The following is an 18856-nucleotide window of genomic DNA, read 5'->3' as shown; positions in this document are numbered from 1 at the left end:
GCGCCAGCCGATTCGTTTACGCGAACGTAACAAGGATTCGGCAAGAGGCCATTGACCAGACATCCAACGTCTGCTTAGCTAATGTCGTTCGGTAGAGCGAACGGTGTGTAAGTAGAACGAACAAAGATGTTAGTCAATTGGAGACTGCTATGGATTCCGGCTTCCCCCCGGCGGAACACAGCGCGGGCATCATGCCCGTCATTGAAACCCGCGGCATCACGAAGAGCTTTGGCCATGTCCAGGCGCTCCGTGGAGCGTCGCTTCGTGCCTACCCCGGCGAGGTCCTCGCGCTCATCGGCGACAACGGCGCAGGCAAGTCGACTCTCTCGAATGTGATCGCCGGAGTGCACTCCGCGGATGCCGGCGAGCTCATCCTGCGCGGTGAGAGCGTCAACGTGAGCTCGGTGCGCCACGCCCGCGAACTCGGCATCGAGATCGTCTACCAAGACCTCGCGCAGGCTCCGGACCTCTCCGTCGTCCAGAACTTCTTCTTCGGCCGCGAGCTGCTCATCAAGGGTCCCGGCCGCCTCATCGGCCAGGTGGACGAGGCGGCGATGCGCGAGCGCACGAAGGAGGCCATGAGCCTGCTCGGCGCTCAGGTCCCCTCCCTGACCGCCCCGGTCAGCGCCCTCTCCGGCGGCCAGCGCCAGGCAATCGCGGTGGCCCGCGCCGTGATGTGGGCGACGGCCGCGATCGTCATGGATGAGCCGACCGCTGCCCTCGGAACCAAGCAGACGAAGATGGTCTACGACGCGGTGCGTGCGGCCGCCGACCGCGACCTCGCCGTCATCTTCGTCTCCCACGACATTCCCAAGATGCTCGACTTCGCCGACCGCATCGCCATCATGCGGCACGGCCAGGTCGTCGCCCAGATGCCGACGGCCGGTCTTCAGCTCGTCGACGTGCTCACGACCATGCTCTCTGCCCAGGCAGACGCCTCAGAAGGAGAAGCCGCATGACCCAGACCCAGACACCCCCGGGCGCTGTCACCTTCGACAGCAGCGAACCGAGCGCGACGCGTCGGGTCGTGACGTCGACGGCGTTCATGATCGCCATCGTCGTGACCGTCCTCATCCTCCTCTTCGGCGTGCTCTCGCCGAACGGCGTCTTCCTGAGCGCCGGCAACTTCCGCAACCTCGCGCTGGACTCTGCGCAACTGATCCTGCTCGCGGTCGGCATGACCTTCCTCGTCGGGGCCGGTGAACTCGACCTCTCGATCGGCGCGAACGTCATTCTCTCCTCCGTCGTGGCCGCGAAGGTGATCACCTTCGTCGGCGGCACCCCGGAAGAGATCCTGGCCGGCGACTACAGCAACGCCGCGACGGCGATCCTTCTCGGCTTCCTCGCCGCGGTCGTCACCGGGGTGCTCTTCGGAATCGTGAACGCCGCGCTGGTCAACATGTTGCGAGTGAGCTCCTTCATCGTGACGCTCGCCATGATGAGCGCCGGAAGCGGCATCGCCTACATCGTGACCGGCGGCATCAACGTGAGCTCGCTTCCGCGCGAGATGCAGAAGGGCTTCGGCTCCGCCGACCTCTTCGGCATCATCCCAATTCCGGCCGTCATCGCCGTCGTGATTGGACTGGTCGCCTGGTTCGCGATGACGAAGCTCCGATTCGGCGTGCACACCCTCGGCATGGGCTCCTCGCTGCGGGCGGCCGAACGCGCCGGCATCAACATCCGTCGTCAGCGCGTCAAACTCTTCGTCATCATGGGCGGCATCGCCGGACTCGTCGGCTTCATCGACATCTCGCGCTTCCTCACCACCAACATCCAGGGGCACCAGGGCGACGCGCTGGCCGCCATCGCCGCAGTCGTCATCGGCGGCACAAGCCTCTTCGGCGGCCGGGCCTCGATCCTCGGCTCCATGATCGCGGCGATCATCCCGGCGATCCTCATCAACGGCCTCGTCATCATGCGCGTCGGCTCGTTCTACCAGCTGGTCGTCACCGGCGTCATCCTGCTCATCGCCGTCGGCATCGACCAGCGGCGCAGGGCGCAGAGCAAGTAGCGACGACCAGCCGCATCGCATCCGACCCGCACAGCACACCGCTCGCGAGAGCACCTCGCGGTCGGTGCTGCCTGCACGCACCATCAGCCACCCAGCAGCACATCTAACAAGGAGGAACAGTGTCTCGCAATATGAAACTCATCAGCCGCGGAAGCGTCATCGGTGCCGCATCCGTCATCGCACTCGCTCTCACCTCATGCAGCGCGGCAGGCACAACGCCCGACGCGGGAGGAGCCGACGGCGCCAAGCCGACCGTCGCCTTCGTGGCCGCCCAGATGACAGCAACCTACTTCCAGGTCATGCAGTGCGGCGCCGAGGCTGCCGCAGACAAGTACGGCGTTGACCTCGACTGGCAGGGTGACGCCAACTGGGATCTGCAGACCCAGACCCCGCTCATCAACGCGGCGGTACAGGGATCACCGGCCGGCCTCGTGCTGGTTCCGACCGACCCGGTGGGCTTGATCGAGACGGTCGAGAACATCGCGGGCGACGGGATTCCGGTCATCACGGTCGATGGCAGCCTCGACGAGCCGGTCGAGATGCAGAACATCCGCACCGACAACCTGAGCGCCGGCGCACTCGCCGCTGACGCACTCGCCGCGGCGATCGGCGAGAAGGGCACGGTCCTCGTGATCGCCTCCTTCCCCGGTGTCGCAGCGAACGCCGAGCGCGTCGACGGCTTTGCCGAGCGCATGGCCGAGGCCTACCCGAATGTCACCGTTCTGCCGACCGAGTACTCCGAGGCGGACCAGGCCAAAGCCTCGCAGAAGGCTGCAGCCGCGATCACGAACCCCGATCTCGTCGGCATCTACACGACGCTCGCCCCGGCCTCCGCCGGTGCCTCGGCCGCGATCCAGGCCGCCAACAAGTCCGGTGTGGTCAAGCTCGTCGCCTATGACGCCGATCCCTCGCAGGTCGCCGACCTCAAGGCCGGCATCTACGACGCACTGGTGGCGCAGGACCCGTACGGTCTCGGCTACGACTCCGTCGAGCGCATCGCCAAGATCGTCGACGGAAGCCTCGACCCCGCCTCGCTGGAGTACCAGGAGTACGTGACCGCGTTCATCATCGACCGCGACAACGTCGACAGCGATGAGGCCCAGCGCTACATCTACGTCCCGACTTGCTGACCCAGCACTACACCCACCACCAGCACACAACCCACCAGCGGCACTGAGAGAGACGACGCAGCATGACTGATAACGGCCACCCGCACACAACGCAGCATCGCGACGGCGTGCGGGTGGCCGTTGTCGGTGCCGGCCAGTTCGGCGAGCTCCACGCGGATGCGTACCGGGCGAACCCCGACTGCCGCCTCGTTGCCATCGTCGACCGCAACGTCGAACGGGCACGCGCGGTGGCTGCGCGCACCGGGGCGCCGGCGGCGTACGCCTCGATCGAGCAGCTGCTCGCGGCCGAGCAGGTCGACGGCGTCTCGATCGCCACCGCTGGCGCCCATCACCTCGCCCCGACCATCGCGGCCCTCCGCGCGGGGGCGAGCGTGTTGCTCGAGAAGCCCGTCGTGCTGCGTGCCGATGAGGCGATCACGCTGGCGGATGCCGCAGACCAGGCGGCCGGCTTCGTTCTGCCCGCACACATCCTGCGCTTCGCCGCGCCCTACCGCGAGCTCGCCAACCGGCTCGCAGCGGGCGCCGTCGGCACACCCCGCGCGCTCTCTTTCCGCCGTCACCGCACCATCGAGCACGACAGCCTCTTCCCCGATGTGCACCCCGTGTTGATGACGATGGTGCACGACATCGACCTGGCGCTCTGGCTGGACGGCTCGAGGCCGACATCCGTCACCGCGCGCCAACTGCGCATCGCCGGGCGCGCGCAGCCAGCCGTCGTCTGGGCGGAGGTGGAGACCGACTCGGGGTCGATCTGGTCGTTCCAGGTGTCCTGGTCGCTCGCCGGTGCCGGCGGCCTGCCCGACGCGCTCGAGGTGATCGGCGACAGCGGTGCGCTCTCGCTCTCGCTTGGCGCCCGCGTCTCAGACTTCGGCCCGTCAGCCGCGGCCGTGGACGACACGCTGACGCCGGGCGGCAGCCACGGCGCACTGGGCGAGGAGGTTCGCGCCTTCGTCGACGCGATCCGTTTCGGCATCGCGCCCGCCGGCCCGACACTCGGCGAGGCCATCGATGGCCTCGCGCTTGCACACCGCATCATTCAGGCGGCGGAGTCCAGCGCGACCGGGCCTGAGCCACACGGCGAAGGGCGCCCCGCATGAGCGGCCGCTTCGACGCCCACATCCACCTCTTCGAAACCGGCTACCACGGCACGCGCGAGCCGGGCGCTGAACTCGCCGACTACGAGGCGCTGCGGGCCGTGCACGGCATCGACGATGCCCTCGTCGTCGGCTACGAGGGCCAGCCGCGCTTCCACGGCAACAACGAGTACGTGCTGGGGCTGGGGCGGGAGCTCGGTTGGGTGACGCCGCTCCTTCACCTCGACCCGGAGCGCCCGCTCTCAATCGCCGCCGCCGAGGCAGCCCTGGACGCCGGTGCGGCCGGTTTCAGCATCTACCTCGGTGACGACGGCGCGCTCATCGACGCCTTCGGCGACGAGCTCTGGAGCCTGCTCGGCGCCCGGTCGGCCCTGCTCAGCGTCAACGCCACCCCCGAGGGGCTGCGCGACGCGTCCGAGCGCATCCGTGCGCTGGACACCGTGCGGGTGCTGATCAGCCACCTGGGTCTGCCGGGGGCGGCGGCGGGCTGGGCCGATCAGAACGCGTCCCTGCTCGCCCTGCACACGGCCGAGTCGGTCACCGTGAAGTTCTCCGGTTTGTACGCGATCGACCCCGTCGCGCCGCACCACGGCGCGCGGGAGACGGCGCTGGCCGTGCTCGAGTGCTTCGGGGCCGCGCGGATGCTGTGGGGATCCGACTTCGCGCCTGGGCTCGACACGGTGCGCGCTGAGGAGCTGTTCGCCGTCCCCGCATGGTTGGCCGAGCAACTCACCCCCGCCGAGAGCGCCCAGATTCTCGGCGGCACCCTGCGAACCCTCTGCGGCAAGGACACGCCATGAACCGCTTCTGCTACACGTTCGAGCTCCTGCCCGGCACGATCGCGCTCTACGAGCAGGAACATGAGCAGGTCTGGCCGGGCGTCGTCGACGCGATGCGCGCCGCCGGCATCCAGGACTACTCCCTCTTCCGCCGCGGTCACACCGTGATCGCATGGGGGCAGAGCACTCGCCCGCTCGACGAGGCCTTCGCCGAACTCGATGCAGACCCGGCGAACCGTCGCTGGAGCGCGTACATCCGCCGCCTCATGCACGACCCACTCGACGAGAACGGCGAGCTGCTCTTCGCGCCGGAGATCTGGCGGATGCCGTGACCCGGCCCGCCCTCGGCGCCGCCCGTCTCTGACGGTGCCCATTCACTGCCCGCAACACATCAACGTGAGGAACAACATGGAACGCTCCGGCGATCGGCCGCTGCTGGACCGAGACAGCTTCATCAATCTCGAGGCTGAGTCCTATCTCTACACCGGAGCGCACTCACCGGCGCTCGCCCGCGTCGAACGGGCCATCGTCGGCTCCTACCGGGCCAAAAGCATGGGGGAGCGCGGCCGCGAGGTGCTCTTCGCCGCCGAGGACCAGACCCGGCGGAGCATCGCGGAGCTGACCCATCGCTCGGCGAGCGAGGTCGCGCTGCTCGGCGACGCCTCGACCGCGTGGAGCGCCGTCGCCAACGGTTGGGACTGGAAGCCGGGCGACAACATCGTCGTGAATGAGTACGAACACCCCGCGGTCTTCGCGCCCTGGCTCCGGCTGCGCCAGTTCGGGCTCGAGGTGCGGGTCGTGCCCCGCGCCGCCGACTGGGAGATGCCGACGGCCTCGCTCGAGGCCGCGTGTGACGAGCGCACCGTTGCCATCGCCGTGAGCCACGTGGGCTATGTGAACGGCCTCCGCCACGACCTGGACGGAATCGGCCGGTTCGCGCGCGCCGCCGGCATCCCGCTCCTCGTGGATGTCTCGCACTCTCTGGGCGTCATCGACATGGACCTGCAGCACGCCGCGATCACCATCAGCGCCTCCTACAAGTGGACCCTCGGCCCGTACGGCGTCGGCGTCGTGATCTGGAATCAGGAGCTTCTGCCCGACTTCCGCCCCGGCAACGTCGGCTGGCGCTCCCTCGGCAACATCTTCACCGAGGACCGTTTCGAGGAACTGGACTGGAACGTCGATGCGACCCGATTCCAGATGGGCGCTCCCGCGCTCGCGGACATCGCCGGGCTCGGTGCGGGCATCGACACCATCCTCGAGCTCGGCATCGACAAGGTCGAGGCGCACGCACTCGCCCTCGTCGCAGAGGCTCGCGCGGCGCTCGTGGAACTCGGCGCAGACGTGATCACCCCGGCAGACCCGGCACGCTCGGCAGGGAACCTGGCCTTTCTGCACCCGGCCGGCGAGCGATTCGCCGCCCGGCTGGCCGAGCGCGGCGTGCTGGTCTGGGGCGGGGACGGCCGCGTGCGCGCCTCCTTCCACGTGATGAACAGCCGAGAAGACGTCGGCCGTTTCGTCGACGGCGTCGCCGCGACGATCCACGAATTCGAGACGACGGGAGTCTGAACCATGACCGCAACAACGACGACACACACCGAGCTGATCGACGGCTACCTCGACGCCGGGCGCGACGAGCTCATTGAGCTCGTGGAGCAGCTCATCGCCATCGACAGCCAGATCCCGCCGCACGCCGACGAGCGCGCGATCGTCGCGTTCCTGAGCGAGCGGCTGACCGAGTTCGGCCTCGGCGAGCTCAGCGTGATCGGTCCGTCGGAGGAACGCCCCAGTCTGTTCCTGCGGATGCGCGGGAGCGGCGGCGGGCGCACCCTGATGCTGAATGGGCACACCGACACGAAGCCGGTCGGCGAAGCGCGGGGGCTCTGGACCACCGAGCCGCTGGATGCGACGCACCGAGACGGAAACATCTACGGCCTCGGCGCGACCGACATGAAGGCTGCCGTGGCGGCGATGATCTTCGCCGCCCGCGCCATCAAGGAGACGGGCACACCGCTGCGCGGCGACCTGGTCATCGGCATGATCGCCGATGAGGAGGCAGGCGCCCAGCTCGGGGCCAAGTACGTTGCGCCCTTCGTCGAGGACGTCGATGCGATCCTGATCGGCGAGCCGAGCGGCTGGGAGCACGATTGGCAGGGCATCCACCTCGTCTCGCGCGGCGTGTGCTGCTTCCGGGTCATCGTCACGGGAACGCAGATGCACTCGAGCCTCTCCGACCGGATGCCGTCGGTGAACGCCTCGCTCAAACTGGCCGAGCTGATGACCCGGATCGGATCTGAACTCGAGCTGCCGTTCACGGCGCACCCGCTCGGCGGCGTCGGCCCCACGCTGAACACCGGCGTCATGCTTGACGGCGGCACCTTCTTCGGCGTGGTCCCGGGGCGAGCCGAGTTCGCCTGCGATCTGCGCACCGTCCCCGGCATGACCAAGCAACAGGTCGCCGAGGGCATCGAGCGCTGGCTGGAGGGATGCCGGGCCGCCGACCCCGAGCTCGTCGTCGAGTACAGCTTCGAGCCGGGTCTCGACTGGATCCCGTGGAGCGAGATGGATGCAGAACACCCGCTCGTCGCCGCCACCCAGGCCGCCGCCCTCGACGTGCTGGGCGAGGCGCCGCCGCTGGCGGTGTTCCCCGGTGGAACAGACGCCCCCTGGTACTCGGAGCTCGGCATCCCCACGCTGCCCTCCTTCGGGCCGGGCGTGCTCACCTGCGCCCACGGCCCAAACGAGTACGTGAGCGTCGAGAGCGTGCACCAGGCTGCCCGCATGTACGCGCGCATCGCCGTCGATTTCTGTGGCTAGAGCCACACCACCCCACGCGAGGAGAGACTCATGACCATGAAACCGTTGTTCACCGCGGAGGCCCCGGCACCCGGCGGTGCCTACTCGCAAGCCATGCTGGCCGGCGACTACATCTTCACGGCCGGGCAGGTCGGCCTGAACCCCCAGACCGGCGAGACCCCGGCCGACTTCCGTGAGGAAGTTCGACAGGCGCTGGCCAACCTGAGGAGTGTGCTCGCCGAGGGCGGCGCCGACCTCAACGACGTCGTGCGCACGATGTGCCTGCTCACCGATATCGGCAATTTCGCCGTCTTCAATGAGGAGTATGCCGCGGCGTTCGGTGAGCACCGCCCGGCGCGCAGCACCTTCGGCATTGCGCTCGCCGGTGGTTTCACCGTTGAGATCGAGGCGATCGCCTACACCGGCGGCCGCTGACAAACGCTCGGTGGCGGGGTGGGCACCGGCCCGCCTCGCCGCCTCTTAGAGGTGCCCGCTCAGCCGGCCGTGCAGTGCGGTGCTGCGCTCGTCCAGACCGCTGAAGCTGACGGATGCCGCATGCTCGGCGTATTTCTGCTGCACCGAGTCGAGCACGGCGACCGTCGAGGCATCCCAGATCTGCGCCTGGGTGAAGTCGATGGTGACCTCCGCCGGATCGTCGCCATAGCTGAACTGCTCGACCAGGTCGTTGGAGCTGCCGAAGAAGAGCGGGCCGCTCACCGTGTAGTGCGCGCTGTTGCCGTCGGAGCTGAGGGCCCGCCGCACGGTGACCACGTGCGCCACCCGCCGGGCGAACAACACCATGGCCAGCACCGCGCCGGCCGCCACCCCGATGGCGAGGTTCTGCGTGACAACGACGATGAGCACGGTCGACAGCATGACGAGGGTCTCCGGCAGCGGCATCCGGCGCAGGGTGGCCGGGGCCACGCTGTGCCAGTTGACCGTCTTGACGGCGACGATCATCATCACGGCGGCCAGCGCCACCATCGGGATCTGTGCCATCAGGTCGCTCAACGCGGTGACGAGCACGAGCAGGGTGACACCGGCGACGAGAGTGGAGATGCGGGTGCGGGCCCGGCCGAGCTTCACATTCACCACGGTCTGACCGATCATCGCGCAGCCGGCGATGCCGCCCCAGAACCCCGCCAGGATGTTCGAGAGGCCGAGCGCCCACGACTCGCGGCCCTTGTTCGAGCGGGTGTCGGTCATCTCGTCGACGAGCTTCGCGGTGAGCAGCGTCTCCATCAGCCCCACGAACGCGACGCTCAGCGCGGTCGGCCAGATCAGGGCGAGCGTGTCCAGATTCAGGGGCACGGCGAGCTCGGTGATGCCGGGCAGGGGGCCGCCGATGGCGCCCTCGTCGGCGACCGTCGGCACCGACAGGTGGGCGATCATCGTGATCGCGGTCACCACCACGATCGCCACCAGCGGGGCGGGCACGGCCGTGGTGAGGCGGGGCAGCCCGAGCACAATCAGCACCGTCACCGCGAACAGCGGGTACACCAGCCACGGCACGTCGAGCAGGTGCGGCACCTGGGTGACAAAGATCAGGATGCCGAGGGCGTTCACGAAGCCGAGCATCACCGAGCGCGGGATGAAGCGCATGATGCGGGCGAGGCCGGTGACGCCGAACAGGATCTGCACGATGCCGGCCAGGATCACGGTGGGAAGCAGGTACTCGACACCGTGCTCCTTGACCAGCGGGCCGACGACCAGGGCGACGGCGCCGGCCGCGGCGGTGACCATGGCCGGGCGGCCGCCGAGGAACGACATCGAGATCACCAACACGACGGATGCCAGCAGGCTCACCTGCGGGTCGACACCGGCGATGACCGAGAACGAAATGATCTCCGGGATCAGGGCCAGCGTCGTGACGACTCCGGCCAGCACCTCCACACTGAGCGCCCGGGGGTTGCGCAGCACGGCCGCAACGGTCTGCGGGGCGCTCAGGGAGGGCGCGGTCACTGCGGGTTTTTTGGGGGGAGGAGCCACTCGATCCAGCGTAGGGGGTGGCCTGTTGCGCACTGGCACGCTGCGGTGGCGGAAGCTAGGGTGAACCCGATTCCCGGCTTTGATCACACCGCGCACCGGCCAGTGAATGGAGGGCAGTCGAGCATGATCCCCGCAGCGCGAGAGCCCCGTTGGCTGCTGCGCGCGCTGCTGCTCATCGTGGTCGCGGGCCTGTCGCTCGCGCTCGTCAGCGATGCGGCAACGCTGGTGAGGCGGCTGGATGCCGGCGCGGCCGAGCAGCGCGGCGAACAGGCGTTCTACGACCACCCCGCCACCGTGCGTTCTGCGGCACCGGGAACCCTCGTGCGCAGCGAGGAGCTGGCGAGCGCGCCGGACGGGATGCGCGGCTGGCGCGTGCTGTACTACTCGACCGACCGGGCCGGCGCCGACATCCTCGTCTCTGGGATCATCGCCGCCCCAGACGCCGCAGCCCCGCCGGGCGGCCGAACGGTCGTGGCCTGGGGGCATCCGACGACGGGCACAGCCGCCCGCTGCGCCCCCTCAAGCGGAATCGACCCTTTCGACGTGATCGAGGGCCTGCGCGACCTCGTGCATGCCGGCTATGTCGTCGCGGCCAGCGACTATTCCGGCATGGGCTCGGCCGGGCCGGCATCCTTCCTCATCGGAACGACGGAAGGGCACAACGTGCTGGACTCGGCCCGGGCCGCCCGGCAGCTCGCCGCCGCGGGCGCGAGCGACAGGCTCGCGCTCTGGGGGCATTCGCAAGGCGGCCACGCCGCCCTGTTCGCTGCCGAGCTCGCGGCCCCCTACGCACCGGAGCTGCGTCTGCAGGCCGTGGCCGTCGCTGCCCCGGCGACCGAGCTCGGAGGGCTGCTGAACGCCGATATCGGCGATGTGTCAGGGGTGACGATCGGCGCGTATGCCTTCGACGCATACTCGTCCGCCTATGCGGCGAGCGAGCCAGGCCTCCGACTCGACGCGATCCTGACGCCGGCGGGTGTCGCCGCTCTCCCGGAGATGGCCGCGCTGTGCCTGCTCGGCCAGAACTCCGCCCTGCACGTCATCGCCCGCCCTTTGATCGGCGGGTTCCTCGCGCACGACCCCACCACGACGGAGCCGTGGGCCTCCCTCCTCGCCGAGAACACCCCGGGGGCCGCGGCCATCCCCGTTCCGCTCTTCGTCGCCCAAGGGGCGAGCGATACCCTGGTGCGGCCCGCGCTGACCGCCGAGTTTGTCGAGGAGCAGCGGGCGCTGGGGGCCGACGTCGAATCCCACGTCATTCCTGACACCGGCCACGCCTTGGTCGCCCTGCGAGCAATGCCCGCGTTGATGCGATGGCTCGCCCAGCACGCCGCACCGAGTGATATGCGCTAGCTGCCGTCGATGACGGCGCGGCGCGGTGGCCTCTTGCGCACAAGCGCCATCTGCTCCGAGGTTGTCCACAGCAGAGGAGCTGGCCGGTCGGGCCGGTGCCGTGCCGCGCAGCATGGGGGTATGAGCACACACGACGCAGAAGAACTGACGCTTTTACCGCTCGACAGCGATGCCGCGGTGCAGGAACGGGTGGAACAGCTGATCGGCGCAGCCTGCCGCCGGCAGTGGTGGATGCTTCTCCTCGATGAGGCCGACCGTCAGCTGCCGATCATCATCCCGATGGCCGACTACCCGACCACCCCGAACGGCGGCGCCGCAGAGTCCCTCGCCGCGCGGATCGGCGAGACGGTCGAAGGCGCCGGCGCGGCCCGGGTCGTCTTCGTCTGGGAACGCCCAGGCGGCCGGCGCCTCACCCATCTGGACCGCAGTTGGGCGCGGGCGCTGGGCGCCAGCTGTGCAGCCGCGGGCATCGCGGTGCGCGCACAACTGGTCAGCCATGACCGCGGCGTGCGTTGGGTGGCTCCCGATGACCTCCTCTGAGTCTGCCCTTCGCACGTGTGATGAGCCCGCGCGGCGCCGAGCGGATGCCCGAAGATGAGCGTCCAGGCGAGCGACCGGCGCGCGGCCGAGGCGCTGAGCTCGCTCATCGCCCGGCTCCAGGCGGAACCGCTCACGGCGCAGGATCCGAGCGAGCACTACGGCTACCGCGTGGTGTGGTCGGCGCCGGACCGGGCGTTCCGCGGCACCGTGGAGGAGCTGCCGACGTTGTGCTGGTTCGCCGACGAGCACACGGCGGCGCTGGCCGGCATCCGCAACCGCGCCCGCGAGGCCATCGCCGAGGCCGCGGCCAGCGGAACGGCCGTGCCGCGACCGTTCGGTGAGCTCCGGGCGGCCACCGAGTCGGCCCTGACCCGGGCCAGCACCGGCGCGGCCGGCGTGGCGCTGTGGGTGCCGATCGAGATCTACGCGCAGCTGGAGTCGGCGGCCAGGGAGCAGCTGGTGGAGCCGCGCCTGCTGGCCATCTCGCGCCTGGCGGGCAGCCGCGAGATCGCCTTGCTCGAGCGGCGCGCGTCTGCCTGATGCGGCTGGCGGCTACCGGGGTGCAGTTCGGTGGGACGCATCGGTCGGCCGGCCCGTGCAGTTCGACCGGCCCGTGCAGTTCGACTGGCCCGCGCAGTTCACCTGGCATCCGCAATTCAGCTGGCAGAGTGGGGCCATGAAGTTCCGAATCTTCACCGAGCCCCAGCAGGGCGCCAGCTACGACGACCAGCTCGCCATCGCGCAGGCGACCGAGCGCCTCGGCTTCGACGCCTTCTTCCGCAGCGACCACTTCCTCGAGATGGACGCCCCGAACGGCGGCCTGCCCGGTCCAACCGATGCCTGGTTGACGCTGGCCGCTCTGGCCCGTGAGACCAGCGGCATCCGACTCGGCACCCTGGTCACCTCGGCAACATTCCGCCACCCGGCACTGCTCGCCGTGCAGGTGGCGCAGGTCGACCAGATGTCGGGCGGCCGGGTCGAATTCGGCCTCGGCACCGGCTGGTATGCCGCGGAACACAGCGCATTCGGAGTGCCCTTCCCGGCGCAACGCTTCGGCCTGCTCGAGGAGCAGCTCGAGGTGATCACCGGCCTGTGGAACACGCCCCTCGGCGACAGGTTCGACTACGCCGGCAAGCACTACACGCTGCGGGACTCCCCGGCACTGCCGAAGCCGGCGCAGCAGAGCGTCCCGATCATCGTCGGCGGCACCGGGGTCCAGCGCACCCCGCGTCTCGCCGCCCGTTTCGCCGACGAGTACAACGTGCCCTTCAGCCCGATCGCTGACACGGATGCCGCCTTCGCCCGTGTGCGGGCAGCGGTCGCGGAGGCCGGGCGCGACGCCGGCTCGATGATCTACTCGACGGCGATCACGACCGCCATCGGCGCGAGCGAGGCCGAGTACCGCCGCCGTGCGGAGGCAATCGGCGAAGACCCGGCCGAGTTCCGTGCCGATTCACTCGGCGGCAGCGTGCAGGAGGCCGTCGACAAGCTCGGCGCGCTCGCCGACATCGGCGTCGGAACCGTCTACTTGCAGATCATGGACATGCATGACCTCGAGCACCTGGAGCTCATCGCCGCCGAAGTCGTGCCCGCTTTCGCCTAACGTCTTCGCTCTGCGGAATGGTCTACCGGCTGAGCAGGCCGGCGCGGTCGGGGTTGCGCTCGAACCACTGGGCTGCGTACCAGCAGCTGGGCACGACACGCAGGGCGTTCGATGCCTCGATGTCGTTCACGGCGAACTCCATGAGATCGGCCGCGTAGCCGTTGCCGCGGAACGGCGGCGGGGTGAAGGCGCGGGTCAGCGCGATCTCGGAGTCGTTCGCCGCGTAATCCAGCACGCCGAGCAGGGTCGTGCCGTCGTACATGGCGTAGCGGCTGGCATCCGTTTCATTCGCAAAAGTGTGGGCCATGCCCTCAGACTAGTTGGCCTTTCGGGGCGGGGGCCGCTTGGCGCGAGAGTGCCAGTATTGCGAAGGTGACATCACTCGAGATCGATAGTCGTCTGCACCTGATTGCGCCACTTGTTGACAGTTAGAAATCGAATCGTTAGAGTTCTAACTATGGATGAACCGATGAAACCCGTCTCCACCACTCTCGACCTGTTTCGCTGGGTCGGGTGGGCGCAGATGAAGGCGGGCGAAGACTGGATCCGCGAGCGAGAGCTGAGCCACGCGCAGAGCTTCGTGCTCGGATACCTCGTCCAGAACCCCGGTGCCATCCAGCGTGACATTGCGAAGGTATCGCGGACCACTGCGGCCAGTGTTTCAAGCCTCCTGCAGGGGCTTGAGGCTCGAGGGCTCATCGAGCGCCGCAGCGAGGCGGGCAACGAACGCAGCAAGAACGTCTATGCAACGCCCGCTGGAGCCACGCTTATCAGTGGGTTCGAGGATGCAATGGCCGCCACAGAGCAGATGATCCTTGCTCCCCTCGACGAGTCGGAGCGAGCCACGCTTCACGCTTTGCTGACCAAGATCACCGCAGAGCTGCCGCGGCCCACCAGATAGCAGCACGGGCTCACCCGCCCCACACCCACACATTTCTCAGCCGTGCCGGCGATCGTCGGCGCGCGCTCGACCCTGCCCGGAAGGGAGTCCGCAATGAGCGCACCAACAATCCACGAGCCTCCCGCCGGAGTCGCCGACCGGAACCGGTGGTTCCTGTCCTCTGCCCCCATTGTCCGGTCCCTGATACATCTCTGCGTGCCCATGGCGGCCGCGATGCTTGTCGGAGCCGTCTACAACCTCATCAACGCCGGCATCGTCGGGTCGCTGCACATCACCGTCCTGCTGGCGGCAATCACGCTGGGCTCGCCGATCCTGGGACTCGTCATGGCGGTCGGCAACGTCTTCGGCGTCGGCGGCGGCGCCCTTGTCTCACGGCTGCTGGGCGCCGCAGAGCGTGACGAAACCGCCGCAGCTGACATCAAGCGCGTTTCCGCGTTCTCCTTCTGGGGTGCGGTTCTGACCGGTGCCGCGATCGGTGCCGTCGGGCTGATTTTTCTGGACCCCATCGTGACCATGCTCGGCGCCAGTGGCGAAGCAGTGCCTGCAACACGAGCTTTTGTGGGCGTCCTGCTCGCATTCGTGCCTGTGCTCGCCGCCGCCGTGTGTCTTGAGCAGTTGGTCAGAGCGGAAGGCGCGGCACGGCAGGTCATGATCGGGCTCATCGCCTCCACGATCATGAACCTTCTGCTCGACGTCCTGTTCATCCTCGTGCTGCACTGGGGCGTCGCGGGAGCAGCGCTGGCGACCGGTCTGGCGAACCTCGTCTTGGTGCTCTATTTTTCCTTCTGGCTGACCAGGCACAGCAAGAACGCGAGTCTTGCTCCGCGCTGGTTCACACTCGCCCCCGCCGTCGTGAAGCCTGTACTCGGCGTGGGCGTCAGCACGTTGCTGCAGTCTGCTTTTCTCATCGTCACGGCCCTGGTGCTCAATAACCTGGCGGCTGGCTACGGCGATGGGCCCCTGGCGGCCATGGGCGTTGCCGTCCGCATCGCGCAGGTCCCGGAGTTCCTGCTGATGGGAGTCACGCTCGGGGTTCTGCCGCTTCTGGCCTATTCCTACGGCAAGGGCGACGGGAATCGTCTCTCTGGCGCGCTGCGTACGTCCGCCATCGCAGTCGGCGGCATCGCTCTCATCTCAGCGGCAGTCATTTGCTGTTCCGTGATCAAGTGTTCGAAGCCTTCATCGCCGACCCGTCCGTCTTGACGATTGGCGTCATCGTCCTCACCGCTCAGCTCGTTGCGATGATTGCGAACGCCTTCACCGGACTCGTGACCTCATTGTTTCAAGCCACCGGACGCGCCCTCGCGGCCAGTGTCATGTCCGTGACACAAGGCATCCTGTTCATTCCGGTGGTCATCCTCGGAAACGTCTGGTTCGGACTCACCGGCATCATCTGGGCTCTGACTGCCACAGAAGTCGCCGTCCTCGTCGTCGGGTTGATGTTGTGGATGGCATCACGCCGAGCAATCGAGCGCGGTTTGGCCGAGGGCAGCCCCGAGCGGGCTGAAGCCGTGCTCGAGGAACAGCCCGCATAGTGGCCCCCGCTTGTGCGGCATCCGATTGGGATTCTCTCGGAGTAGAGCAGTGAAAAATTCCGACCAGCGCCGACGGTTCGCGAGACTCAGTGAAGTCAAGACGACCGGTGATCGTGACACGAGCAATTGTGCTCGCGGCTTCGGAAAATGACCGAGAGACGCCTCAGCCGGTGTCACCGAAGCGGGGGTAGAACGCGCGCTTTCAAGCTCGAGTGGTGCGTGCGCGTATCGAATCCGGCGTACTCTAGAGGGTTGGCACTTAACGCCGTGCGAGTGGACGGCGGGTTTGCCTGCTGAATTGCTCGGGGTGGGCGAGTGCAACACAGACGGAAGGGTTGCCTTGAGCGACGAATGTATCCATGGTTTCGATGACGGTCTCTGCGCGCAGTGCTTTCCCCCGCCTGTGACGGAGCCGGTCACGGCCCCGGTCAAGCGCGTGGCCCGGGTGAAGCCAGCCTCGTTGCGTGAAGCCCCAACGGCCAAGCCCACAAGCCGGGGCGCCGCGCCCGTGACGCTCAAGGTCGAGGCTGCCCCGACCAAGGTCGCCGAACTGCGCATCTACCACGTCACCCACGTGGACAACCTGGCCAGCATCCTGAAGGCCGGCCAGCTCTTCGCCGACTACGCCAAGCCGCCGGTGAACGTGTCGTCCGCCGGAGTGCGCGACGCGCGCCGCACCAAGACCGTCGACGAGCGCGTGCTGAGCGAGGACATCGGGCCCCGCGTCGTCGCCGACTACGTGCCGTTCTACCTGTCGCCGAACGCCCACGTGTGGAACAGCATCCGCGCCGGCCACGACGACCCGCGCCTCACCCTTGAGGCACTCGGCTACGCCGCGTCCGAGTTCGTGCTGCTGGTCAGCACCGTCAAGCACGCCTTTGAGGCGGCCACGGCCCAGGCCGCTGCTGCTGCCGACGCCGAGGTGACGGATGCCGCAGACGGCAGCCTCGGCGGATTCGCCGTGTCCGACGGCGACGCCGTCGGCCTGCTCACGAGCTTCGCCACCGACAAGGCCGAGGCGGAGCGGATGCTGAAGCGACTGCGCGCCGACGACGAGTCCGACGCCATCCTGGGCGCAGAGGTGCTCGTCGCCGACACGTTCCCGTTCGAGCAGATCTCGCTCATCGGCGTCGCGAATGACAAGGTGCGGGAGACCGTGCGCGGCATCCTCGCGTCCGCCGGTCACAAGACCAAGGTCGCCGTGTACCCGCCGTGGTTCCAGGCCACCGAGGACATCGCCGAGTAGTTTCGGCCCGTTCCGCAGAAGACCCGCCCTCGAGAGAGGGCGGGTCTTCTGCGTTGGCGGGCGTATCGGCGGTGTTGGCTTCGGTCGCAAGCTCTCTCGTCCCGTTGGTCGAGGAACGAACGTATCGAGACCTCGGGCCTGGGGTGGTTTCACGCTGGAAGCCGGGTCTCGATACGGCCCTGGCGGGCCTACTCGACCAGCGGGGGCGGGGGCTCGGCGGGACCCGTTGGTCGAGTAGCGAGGAACGAACGTATCGAGACCTCGGGCCTGGGGTGGTTTCACGCTGGAAGCCGGGTCTCGATACGGCCCTGGCGGGCCTACTCGACCAGCGGGCAAATGCCGTGGGGCTTCGACAAGCTCAACCAGCGGGGGCTGGGGCTCGGCGGGACCCGTTGGTCGAGTAGCGAGGAACGAGCGTATCGAGACCTCGTGCCTAGGGCGGTGGCGCGCTGGAAGCCGGGTCTCGATACGGCCCTGGCGGGCCTACTCGACCAGCGGGAACGGCCGCGGGAACTGGCCGCAGCGGGACCCGTTGGTCGAGTAGCGAGGAACGAGCGTATCGAGACCTCGTGCCGGGGTCGGTTGTGCGCTGGAAGCCGGGTCTCGATACGGCCCTGGCGGGCCTACTCGACCAGCGGGAAAAGGCCGCGGGGTTTCGACAGGCTCAACCGGCGGGGGCTGGGCTCGGCGGGACCCGTTGGTCGAGTAGCGAGGAACGAGCGTATCGAGACCTCGTGCCGGGGGTGGTTGCGCGCTGGAAGCCGGGTTTCGATACGGCCCTGGCGGGCCTACTCGACCAGCGGGAAAATGCCGCGGGAACGGGCCGCAGCGGGAAAATGCCGCGGGAACGGGCCGCAGCGGGAACGCCGCGGGAACGGGCCGCGGGGTTTCGACAAGCTCAACCAGCGGGGCAAGCTCAATCGTCGGGGGAGGGCCGAGCAGCGAACGCGGATGCGGCAGTGGCGCGGGTCAGGTGACCGGGGCCGAGGCGAAGAGCACCCGCTTGCTCGCGACGAGGTCGTCGAGGGTGAGCACGCGCTCGAGGTCGTGCCCGGCGGCCAGCGCGAGGCGCAACTGGGCGTCGCCTTGCGGGGCAAGCCGGCCCTCCATGAATCCGCCGAGAGCGCGCACGGCGCAGGCCGCTATGACACCCTCCGGGGTTCCACCGACGCCGATCGCGAGGTCGACTCCGGAACCGGGGGTCGCCGCCTCGATTGCCGTGCCGATGTCGCCTTCGCCGACCAGACGCAGCTGCACGCCGGCGGCGCGCAGCTCCGAGATGAGTTCCGCGTGCCGAGGCTTGTCGAGCACGGCCACGGTCAGATCGCCGACCGGGCGACCGGTGGCATCCGCGAGACGGCGCACGTTCTCGGTGGCGGGCAGAGCGAGCGCGAGCACGCCGACCCCGTCCGCGCCGGCGATGAGCTTGTGCATGTAGAACACGTCGCGCGGGTCGAACAGCGTGCCGGCCGGGGCGATCGCGATCACGCAGACCGCGCCGGGCAGACCTTCGGCGGCCAGCCGGGTGCCGTCCAGCGGGTCGACGGCGATGTCGCATTCGGGGAAGAGCGCGAGCTGCGCCGCTCCCCGCGCGGCATCGAAACCGAGCCCCAACTGCTCGCCGTTGGCGAGCATCGGGGCGTCGTCCTTCTCGCCCTCGCCGATGACGACGGTTCCGGCGAACGGCGCGCGGAGCAGCACCTCGCGCATCGCCCTGACGGCGGCCTCGTCGATGCCGTTCTTGTCGCCGTTGCCGACGAGCGCCGCGGATGCGGCAGCCGCGGAATCGGTCGCCCGCACGATCGCGGCCACCAGCTCGGGCGGGAAGTTCTCGGAACCGATGACGGTCGCAGGCCCGGGGGAGGGGGTGTCGCTCACG

General features: G+C 68.6%; 20 protein-coding genes. 17 read left to right on the top strand and 3 right to left on the bottom strand.

Features of this window, described 5'->3' with window-relative positions; all coding sequences use genetic code 11:
* The first annotated feature begins 149 nt into the window (after positions 1-149).
* The 9 genes from AWU67_RS10165 to AWU67_RS10125 all read left to right on the top strand — a co-directional run bounded on the left by AWU67_RS10165 (position 150) and on the right by AWU67_RS10125 (position 8245).
* Positions 150-959 (top strand): ATP-binding cassette domain-containing protein, encoded by an 810-nt coding sequence (locus AWU67_RS10165; RefSeq protein ID WP_067228516.1) that lies wholly within the window; start codon positions 150-152, stop codon positions 957-959.
* Positions 956-2011 (top strand): ABC transporter permease, encoded by a 1056-nt coding sequence (locus AWU67_RS10160; RefSeq protein WP_067228514.1) that lies wholly within the window; start codon positions 956-958, stop codon positions 2009-2011. Before AWU67_RS10165 ends, AWU67_RS10160 begins: the two co-directional genes overlap by 4 nt.
* A gap of 119 nt (positions 2012-2130) precedes the next feature.
* Positions 2131-3141: a substrate-binding domain-containing protein gene (locus AWU67_RS10155; protein ID WP_129586689.1), complete on the top strand. Its 1011-nt coding sequence runs from the start codon at positions 2131-2133 to the stop codon at positions 3139-3141.
* Between the two features lie 62 nt (positions 3142-3203).
* A complete protein-coding gene (locus tag AWU67_RS10150) occupies positions 3204-4238 on the top strand; it encodes a Gfo/Idh/MocA family protein (RefSeq protein WP_067228510.1) in 1035 nt (344 codons plus the stop codon).
* A complete protein-coding gene (locus AWU67_RS10145; protein ID WP_067228507.1) occupies positions 4235-5035 on the top strand; it encodes an amidohydrolase family protein in 801 nt (266 codons plus the stop codon). Before AWU67_RS10150 ends, AWU67_RS10145 begins: the two co-directional genes overlap by 4 nt.
* Positions 5032-5346: an L-rhamnose mutarotase gene (locus AWU67_RS10140; protein WP_067228505.1), complete on the top strand. Its 315-nt coding sequence runs from the start codon at positions 5032-5034 to the stop codon at positions 5344-5346. The genes AWU67_RS10145 and AWU67_RS10140 overlap by 4 nt, the downstream gene beginning before the upstream one ends.
* 76 nt (positions 5347-5422) lie before the next feature.
* Entirely contained in the window at positions 5423-6583 is a 1161-nt protein-coding gene (locus tag AWU67_RS10135) for an aminotransferase class V-fold PLP-dependent enzyme (protein ID WP_067228502.1), read from the top strand.
* 3 nt (positions 6584-6586) lie between these two features.
* Complete coding sequence (locus AWU67_RS10130; protein WP_067228500.1) at positions 6587-7831, top strand: M20 family metallopeptidase; 1245 nt, start codon at positions 6587-6589, stop codon at positions 7829-7831.
* A 30-nt stretch (positions 7832-7861) separates the two neighbouring features.
* Positions 7862-8245 carry a RidA family protein gene (locus tag AWU67_RS10125; RefSeq protein WP_067228497.1) on the top strand — a complete coding sequence of 128 codons (384 nt, stop codon included), beginning with the start codon at positions 7862-7864 and terminating at the stop codon, positions 8243-8245.
* 45 nt (positions 8246-8290) lie between these two features.
* Here the strand turns inward: AWU67_RS10125 and AWU67_RS10120 are convergent, their stop codons facing one another.
* Complete coding sequence (locus AWU67_RS10120) at positions 8291-9772, bottom strand: SulP family inorganic anion transporter (protein WP_129586688.1); 1482 nt, start codon at positions 9770-9772, stop codon at positions 8291-8293.
* Positions 9773-9922: 150 nt separating this feature from the next.
* Between AWU67_RS10120 and AWU67_RS10115 the strand changes: the two genes are divergently transcribed.
* The 4 genes from AWU67_RS10115 to AWU67_RS10100 all read left to right on the top strand — a co-directional run bounded on the left by AWU67_RS10115 (position 9923) and on the right by AWU67_RS10100 (position 13295).
* Positions 9923-11152 carry a lipase family protein gene (locus AWU67_RS10115; RefSeq protein ID WP_067228493.1) on the top strand — a complete coding sequence of 410 codons (1230 nt, stop codon included), beginning with the start codon at positions 9923-9925 and terminating at the stop codon, positions 11150-11152.
* Between the two features lie 120 nt (positions 11153-11272).
* Complete coding sequence (locus AWU67_RS10110) at positions 11273-11692, top strand: hypothetical protein (protein WP_067228490.1); 420 nt, start codon at positions 11273-11275, stop codon at positions 11690-11692.
* Positions 11693-11746: 54 nt separating this feature from the next.
* Positions 11747-12232, top strand: a complete 486-nt coding sequence (locus tag AWU67_RS10105) for a hypothetical protein (RefSeq protein ID WP_067228488.1) — start codon at positions 11747-11749, stop codon at positions 12230-12232.
* A gap of 136 nt (positions 12233-12368) precedes the next feature.
* Entirely contained in the window at positions 12369-13295 is a 927-nt protein-coding gene (locus AWU67_RS10100; RefSeq protein WP_067232566.1) for an LLM class F420-dependent oxidoreductase, read from the top strand.
* Between the two features lie 22 nt (positions 13296-13317).
* On the opposite strand, the gene AWU67_RS10095 is transcribed toward AWU67_RS10100, so the two are convergent.
* On the bottom strand, positions 13318-13602 hold the full coding sequence (locus tag AWU67_RS10095; protein ID WP_067228485.1) for a GNAT family N-acetyltransferase: 285 nt from the start codon (positions 13600-13602) through the stop codon (positions 13318-13320).
* A 150-nt stretch (positions 13603-13752) separates the two neighbouring features.
* Here AWU67_RS10095 and AWU67_RS10090 point away from each other — a divergent pair, with 150 nt between their 5' ends.
* From AWU67_RS10090 to AWU67_RS10080, 4 genes are all read left to right on the top strand, one after another.
* On the top strand, positions 13753-14196 hold the full coding sequence (locus tag AWU67_RS10090) for a MarR family winged helix-turn-helix transcriptional regulator (RefSeq protein ID WP_067228482.1): 444 nt from the start codon (positions 13753-13755) through the stop codon (positions 14194-14196).
* Positions 14197-14289: 93 nt separating this feature from the next.
* Complete coding sequence (locus AWU67_RS10085; RefSeq protein ID WP_199922281.1) at positions 14290-15399, top strand: MATE family efflux transporter; 1110 nt, start codon at positions 14290-14292, stop codon at positions 15397-15399.
* Positions 15363-15731 (top strand): hypothetical protein, encoded by a 369-nt coding sequence (locus tag AWU67_RS17530; protein ID WP_199922280.1) that lies wholly within the window; start codon positions 15363-15365, stop codon positions 15729-15731. The genes AWU67_RS10085 and AWU67_RS17530 overlap by 37 nt, the downstream gene beginning before the upstream one ends.
* 403 nt (positions 15732-16134) lie before the next feature.
* Positions 16135-16977 carry a DarT ssDNA thymidine ADP-ribosyltransferase family protein gene (locus tag AWU67_RS10080; protein WP_067228479.1) on the top strand — a complete coding sequence of 281 codons (843 nt, stop codon included), beginning with the start codon at positions 16135-16137 and terminating at the stop codon, positions 16975-16977.
* 969 nt (positions 16978-17946) lie between these two features.
* On the opposite strand, the gene AWU67_RS10075 is transcribed toward AWU67_RS10080, so the two are convergent.
* Positions 17947-18855, bottom strand: coding sequence for a fructose-bisphosphatase class II family protein (locus tag AWU67_RS10075; RefSeq protein ID WP_067228477.1), 909 nt, complete (start codon positions 18853-18855; stop codon positions 17947-17949).
* Position 18856 lies beyond the last annotated feature (1 nt).

Origin of the sequence: Microterricola viridarii (assembly GCF_001542775.1) — a bacterium.
GTDB lineage: Bacteria > Actinomycetota > Actinomycetes > Actinomycetales > Microbacteriaceae > Microterricola > Microterricola viridarii_A.
Note: the sequence above shows the minus strand (reverse complement) of the source record. Positions and strands in the feature narration are given on the sequence as shown.